This window comes from Pseudomonas sp. GM84 (genome assembly GCF_000282535.1).
GTDB lineage: Bacteria > Pseudomonadota > Gammaproteobacteria > Pseudomonadales > Pseudomonadaceae > Aquipseudomonas.
This window is the reverse complement of the sequence record NZ_AKJC01000329.1, coordinates 1-6,206: the sequence shown is the minus strand read 5'-3', so window position 1 is coordinate 6,206 and position 6,206 is coordinate 1. Positions and strand designations below refer to the sequence as shown.

Genomic DNA, 6,206 nt, shown 5'->3' with positions numbered 1-6,206 from the left:
GCCGGCTCCCACAGATACCCCGCCGTATCTGTAGGAGCCGGCTTGCCGGCGATAGGGCCAGTAGCAGCTACACATGAATCCGACCTCTGCCGTCGGATTTGGTCAAAATTTGTGCTATATTCCGCGCCCGCGATTTCCCTGCACACCAGAACCGGTCACTGACATGCAAGCAGCCAAACCTCTCTACGACTATCCCAAGTACTGGGCCGAATGCTTCGGGCCAGCACCTTTCCTGCCAATGAGCAGGGAGGAGATGGATCTTCTCGGCTGGGATTCCTGCGACATCATCATCGTGACCGGTGATGCCTACGTCGACCATCCGTCCTTCGGCATGGCCATCATCGGCCGCCTGCTGGAAGCCCAGGGCTTTCGCGTTGGCATCATCGCCCAGCCGAACTGGCAGTCGAAAGACGACTTCATGAAGCTCGGCGAGCCGAACCTGTTCTTCGGCGTCGCGGCCGGCAACATGGACTCGATGATCAACCGCTACACCGCGGACAAGAAGATCCGTTCCGATGACGCCTACACCCCAGGTGGCCTGGCCGGCAGCCGTCCGGACCGCGCCAGCCTGGTGTACAGCCAGCGCTGCAAGGAAGCCTACAAGCACGTGCCGATCGTGCTCGGCGGCATCGAGGCCTCGCTGCGTCGCATCGCCCACTACGACTACTGGCAGGACAAGGTTCGCCACTCGATCCTGATCGACGCCAGCGCCGACATCCTGCTGTTCGGCAACGCCGAGCGCGCGGTGGTCGAGGTGGCCCAGCGCCTGTCCAACGGCGAGAAGATCGAGTCCATCACCGACGTGCGCGGCACCGCGTTCGTGCGCCGTGACACGCCGCAAGGCTGGTACGAGATCGACTCCACCCGTATCGACCGCCCGGGCCGCGTCGAGAAGATCCTCAACCCGTACGTCAACACCCAGGACACCCAGGCCTGCGCCATCGAGCAAGCCAAAGGTGACCAGGAAGACCCGAACGAAGCCAAGGTCGTGCAGATCCTCGACAGCCCGAGCGTGACCCGGGAAAAGTCGGTGATTCGCCTGCCGTCGTTCGAGAAGGTGCGCAACGACCCGGTGCTCTATGCCCACGCCAACCGCGTGCTGCACCTGGAAACCAACCCGGGCAACGCCCGCGCCCTGGTGCAGAAGCATGGCGAAGTGGATGTGTGGTTCAACCCGCCACCCATTCCCATGAGCACCGAAGAGATGGACTACGTGTTCGGCATGCCCTACGCCCGTGTGCCGCACCCGGCCTACGGCAAGGAGCGCATCCCGGCCTACGAGATGATCCGTTTCTCGGTGAATATCATGCGTGGCTGCTTCGGCGGTTGCACCTTCTGCTCGATCACCGAGCACGAAGGCCGGATCATCCAGAACCGTTCGCACGAGTCGATCCTGAACGAGATCGAGGAGATGCGCGACAAGGTGCCGGGCTTCACCGGCGTGGTCTCCGACCTCGGCGGCCCGACCGCCAACATGTACCGGATCGCCTGCAAGAGCCCCGAGATCGAGAAGCACTGCCGCAAGCCGTCGTGCGTGTTCCCCGGCATCTGCGAGAACCTCAACACCGACCACAGCTCGCTCATCGAGCTGTACCGCAAGGCCCGTGCCTTGCCGGGTGTGAAGAAGATCCTGATCGCCTCGGGCCTGCGCTACGACCTGGCGGTGGAATCGCCGGAGTACGTGAAGGAGCTGGTTACCCACCACGTTGGCGGCTACCTGAAGATTGCCCCGGAGCACACCGAGCGTGGCCCTCTGGACAAGATGATGAAGCCTGGCATCGGTTCCTACGACCGCTTCAAGCGCATGTTCGAGAAGTTCTCGAAAGAGGCGGGCAAGGAGCAGTACCTGATTCCGTACTTCATCGCCGCGCACCCCGGCACCACCGATGAAGACATGATGAACCTGGCCCTGTGGCTCAAGGGCAACGGCTTCCGCGCCGACCAGGTGCAGGCGTTCTACCCATCGCCCATGGCCTCGGCCACGGCCATGTACCATTCGGGCAAGAACCCGCTGCGCAAGGTGACCTACAAGAGCGAAGGGGTCGAAATCGTCAAGAGCGACGAGCAGCGCCGCTTGCACAAGGCGTTCCTGCGCTACCACGATCCGAAGGGCTGGCCGATGCTGCGTGAAGCGCTGCAGCGCATGGGCCGCGCCGACCTGATCGGGCCGGGCAAGCACCAGCTGATCCCGCTGCACCAGCCGCAGACCGACTCTTACCAGAGTGCCCGGCGCAAGAACTCGACGCCGGCTGGCAGCCACAAGGTGGCCAAGGAGCAGAAGATCCTGACCCAGCATACCGGCCTGCCACCGCGTGGCAGCGATGGCAGCAATCCGTGGGACAAGCGTGAGAAGGCCAAGGCCGAGGCATTTGCCCGTAACCAGCAGGCGGCCAAGGAGCGCAAGGAAGCCGCCAAGGGTGGCAAGGGCAACAAGAAACCGCGCCAGCCCGTTCTCCCGCGCTGATCGAAAGGCTGCCCAAGGTCCTGTGGGAGCGGGCTTGTCCCGCGAATGCAATGGTGGTCTCACTGGCGCATTCGCGGGACAAGCCCGCTCCCACAGGTTCGATGTACAGCCAGAAGAAACTAGTCAGGCTTCTTGTCGACCCACTTCGGCAACACCGGTGACTCGAACCGCTCCATCCCATCCAGCAGCGCATCCGCCTGCTGTTCCAGCAACAACATCGCCCGATGTTGCGGCCGCACGAACCCTTCCTCGACGATATGGTCGAGAAACCCGCCGAGCTTTTCATAAAAACCGTTCACATCGAGCAGCCCCAGCGGCTTGGCGTGATAGCCCAGCTGCCCCCAGGTCCACACCTCGAACAACTCCTCCAGCGTACCCAGCCCACCCGGCAGGGCGATGAAGGCATCGCTCAGCTCGGCCATGCGCGCCTTGCGCGCGTGCATGCCGTCGACCACTTCCAGCCGGGTCAGGCCCTTGTGGCCGATTTCGGCGTTCATCAGGCTTTCGGGGATGATCCCGATGACCTCGCCACCCGCCGCCATGGCCGCGTCGGCGACGGTGCCCATCAGGCCGACGGCGCCACCGCCGTAGACCAGGGTCAGGCCACGGCGAGCGATGGCCTGGCCAAGGGCGATGGCTGCATCACGGTAAGCAGGGTTGGCACCGATGCTGGCGCCGCAGAACACACAAACGGAACGTACGGGCATTGCTCATCTCCAATCACTTGGCGTGATAGGGTAAAGCGCAGACCTGCCGCTTCCAAGGTCACTTTCACTCGGGCCGAGAGAATTCACAGGTGACGCCAGTGGCACCCTGGGCGTAGGCGGCGAGCAGGCTGTTCATGAAATTCGAGAGGGACATTGGCATTGCTCCTAAATGAGAGGTTGTCCCATCGTCCAGTAAAAGGGCATGATGTGCTCTTAGATTGGTTGTATACAATCCATCGAACAATTCTACTGACTGTCCACTTGACACCCACTTTGATTCATATCAGCAAGGGGATGAACGGTTTCGGGCAGTCTCGCAATTGATAAAACCCTGCCAAGGAGATTCATGATGTTTGCGAAAGCTGTAGCGGTATCCCTGCTGACCCTCGCCAGCGCCTCTGTCTTCGCAGCCGAGTGCTCGGTGACGGTCGAATCGACGGACCAAATGTCCTACACCACCAAGGAATTCACCGTCGACAAGAGCTGCAAAGAGTTCACCGTCAAGCTGACCCACTCGGGCAACCTGCCGAAGAATGTCATGGGCCACAACCTGGTGATCAGCAAGACCGCCGACATGCAAGGCATCGCCACTGAAGGCATGAGCCAGGGCATCGAGAAGGGCTATCTGAAGGAGGACAACGCCAACATCATCGCCCACACCGCGATGATCGGCGCGCCTGAGAAAGAAACCGAAGTGAAGTTCGACACTTCCAAGCTGGAAGCCGGTGGCGACTACAGCTTCTTCTGCACCTTCCCGGGCCACATTTCGATGATGAAAGGCAAAGTCATCGTCAAGTAATGAGCTGATGCAGGGGAGGGCTTTGCCCTCCATTCGCGGGACAAGTCCGCTCCCACAGGTTACCCACCGGTTTCGAATCCAGTGGCGTACCTGTGGGAGCGGGCTTGTCCCGCGAAGCTTTTACGGGGCGAACGGCAGCTCGCGCTTGTGCTGGGTCTTGCGGTAGGTGGCGACGATGATATCGAACGCTTCCTGGGCAACCGGCTGTCCATGCAGGAACGCATCGATCTGCTGGTAGGTCACCCCATGCGAAGCCTCGTCCGGCTTGCCCGGCTCCAGGTCTTCCAGGTCCGCGGTCGGCACTTTCTCCACCAGTGATTCCGGTGCGCCGAAGCTGCGCGCAATCGCCCGTACCTGGTTTTTCACCAGGCCACTCAGTGGCGCCAGGTCGCACGCACCGTCACCAAACTTGGTGAAGAAGCCCATCACTGCCTCGGCGGCGTGGTCGGTGCCAATCACCAGGCCCGCACGGGCGCCGGCGATGGTGTACTGCGCCACCATGCGCGTGCGCGCCTTGACGTTGCCGACAACGAAGTCCACCAGGCTTGGCGAGCCACCTTCCAGTGCTTTCACTTCCTTTGCCAGTGCGCGCACCGCCGGGGCGATGTCGACCGTGTGCACTTCATCGGCCTTGATCACGTCCAGGCAGGCCTGGGCATCGTGCTCGTCGTGCTGCACTTGATACGGCAGGCGCACGGCGATGAAGCGGTAGGCCTGGTCGCCGGTTTCGGCGCGCAGCTCGTTGATGGCGCGCTGGGCGAGCAGGGCGGCAGTCAGCGAGTCGACGCCACCGCTGATGCCCAGCACCAGGGTCTTGAGCCGGGCGTTGGCCAGGCAGCCCTTGATGAACGCCACGCGCCGGGCGACCTCGGCCTCGAGCGCTGCGGCGCCTTCGAACGGCGGCTGCACCTTGAGCGCCTGGGCAATCTCTTGCTGAACGGCTTGCATGGGTTACTCCTTGCTGGGGACTTTGAATACGTGACGCATGTAGGCGACGAAGTTCGCGTCGCGGCACTGGGTCTTGGCGGCTTCGTCAGAGATCTTCGCCACCGGCGAGCCGTTGCAGTCGGTCATTTTAAGCACGATGTTCATCGGCGCCACACCCGGGATATCGCAGGTCAGGTTGGTGCCGATGCCGAAGCTGACGTTGATGCGACCGCGCAGGGCGCGGAAGATTTCCAGCGAGCGGGTCAGGTTCAGGCCGTCGGAGAACACCAGGGTCTTGGTCATCGGGTCGATGCCCAGTTTCTGGTAGTGGGCGATGGCCTTTTCCGCCCAGGCCACCGGTTCGCCCGAGTCGTGGCGCAGGCCGTCGAACAGCTTGGCGAAGTACAGGTCGAAATCGCGCAGAAACGCATCCATGGTGATGCAGTCGGTCAGGGCGATACCGAGCAGGCCGCGGTATTCGCGTACCCAGCAGTCGAGGGCGGCGATCTGGCTGTCGATCAACCGCGGGCCGAGCTGCTGGTGGGCCATGAACCACTCGTGGGCCATGGTGCCCAGCGGCTTGATATCCAGTTTCCATGCCAGGTCGACGTTGCTGGTGCCGACGAAACGGCCTGGGAAGTCGTCGCGCAGTACCCGCACCACTTCAGCCTGTACACGGCTGGAGAAGCGCCGGCGGGTGCCGAAGTCGGCCACTTGCAGCGCGGCCAGTTCGTCGTCGCTGGCGTGGGCGCGCAGCCAGTCGAACTTGCGGTACAGCTGGTCGCGGGCTTCGGCCAGGCGCATGTGCGGATGCAGGTGGCGGTTGCGGACTTCGCTGATGATGGCCAGCAGCGGCACTTCGAAAAGGAGCACATGCAGCCACGGGCCTTTCAGGCGCAGGAACAGCTGGTCGTTTTCGACGCCGAGTTGCACATAGCGCAGGTTGAAGCGGAACAGGCGCAGAAAGCGCAGGAAGTCGGGCTTGAGGAAGCTGATGCGTTCGAGGAACGCGAGCTGGCCGTCATCCAGGGTGAGGTCGCTGAGCAGTTCGAGCTGGTTGCGGATCTCGCCGAGGTAGGGACGCAAGTCCTCGCCATTGCGGCAACGGAATTCCCATTCCACATCGGCGTCCGGGTAGTTGTGCAGCACGCCCTGCATCATGGTGAACTTGTAGAAGTCGGTGTCGAGCAGGTTGTGCACGATGCGCTCGGCGAATGCGCTCTCGCTCATCAAGGGGGCTCCAGAAGCGGCGAATGGCGGTCATTGTGCCAGTCTTTTCAATTTTGTTGTGTCTGTACCGGCCCTATCG

At 62.4% G+C, this 6,206-nt stretch carries 5 protein-coding genes; 2 read left to right on the top strand and 3 right to left on the bottom strand.

Annotated features, from left to right (window positions below; genetic code table 11):
- Positions 1 to 163 precede the first annotated feature (163 nt).
- Positions 164 to 2,464: a YgiQ family radical SAM protein gene (locus PMI38_RS24040; protein WP_008099957.1), complete on the top strand. Its 2,301-nt coding sequence runs from the start codon at positions 164 to 166 to the stop codon at positions 2,462 to 2,464.
- A gap of 119 nt (positions 2,465 to 2,583) precedes the next feature.
- Here the strand turns inward: PMI38_RS24040 and PMI38_RS24035 are convergent, their stop codons facing one another.
- Positions 2,584 to 3,171 carry a TIGR00730 family Rossman fold protein gene (locus PMI38_RS24035; protein ID WP_008099955.1) on the bottom strand — a complete coding sequence of 196 codons (588 nt, stop codon included), beginning with the start codon at positions 3,169 to 3,171 and terminating at the stop codon, positions 2,584 to 2,586.
- A gap of 349 nt (positions 3,172 to 3,520) precedes the next feature.
- On the opposite strand from PMI38_RS24035, the gene azu reads away from it, so the two are divergent.
- On the top strand, positions 3,521 to 3,970 hold the full coding sequence (gene azu, locus PMI38_RS24030; RefSeq protein ID WP_008099951.1) for an azurin: 450 nt from the start codon (positions 3,521 to 3,523) through the stop codon (positions 3,968 to 3,970).
- 120 nt (positions 3,971 to 4,090) lie between these two features.
- Here azu and nadE read toward each other — a convergent pair whose 3' ends face one another.
- Complete coding sequence (gene nadE / locus PMI38_RS24025) at positions 4,091 to 4,918, bottom strand: ammonia-dependent NAD(+) synthetase (protein ID WP_008099950.1); 828 nt, start codon at positions 4,916 to 4,918, stop codon at positions 4,091 to 4,093.
- A 3-nt stretch (positions 4,919 to 4,921) separates the two neighbouring features.
- On the bottom strand, positions 4,922 to 6,127 hold the full coding sequence (gene pncB, locus PMI38_RS24020) for a nicotinate phosphoribosyltransferase (protein WP_008099948.1): 1,206 nt from the start codon (positions 6,125 to 6,127) through the stop codon (positions 4,922 to 4,924).
- Positions 6,128 to 6,206 lie beyond the last annotated feature (79 nt).

Excerpts from the sequence above, each read along its gene's own strand:
- PMI38_RS24040 (WP_008099957.1), top strand. The coding sequence starts at position 164 with ATGCAAGCAGCCAAACCTCTCTACGACTATCCCAAGTACTGGGCCGAA.
- PMI38_RS24035 (WP_008099955.1), bottom strand. The coding sequence starts at position 3,171 with ATGCCCGTACGTTCCGTTTGTGTGTTCTGCGGCGCCAGCATCGGTGCC.
- azu (WP_008099951.1), top strand. The coding sequence starts at position 3,521 with ATGTTTGCGAAAGCTGTAGCGGTATCCCTGCTGACCCTCGCCAGCGCC.
- nadE (WP_008099950.1), bottom strand. The coding sequence starts at position 4,918 with ATGCAAGCCGTTCAGCAAGAGATTGCCCAGGCGCTCAAGGTGCAGCCG.
- pncB (WP_008099948.1), bottom strand. The coding sequence starts at position 6,127 with ATGAGCGAGAGCGCATTCGCCGAGCGCATCGTGCACAACCTGCTCGAC.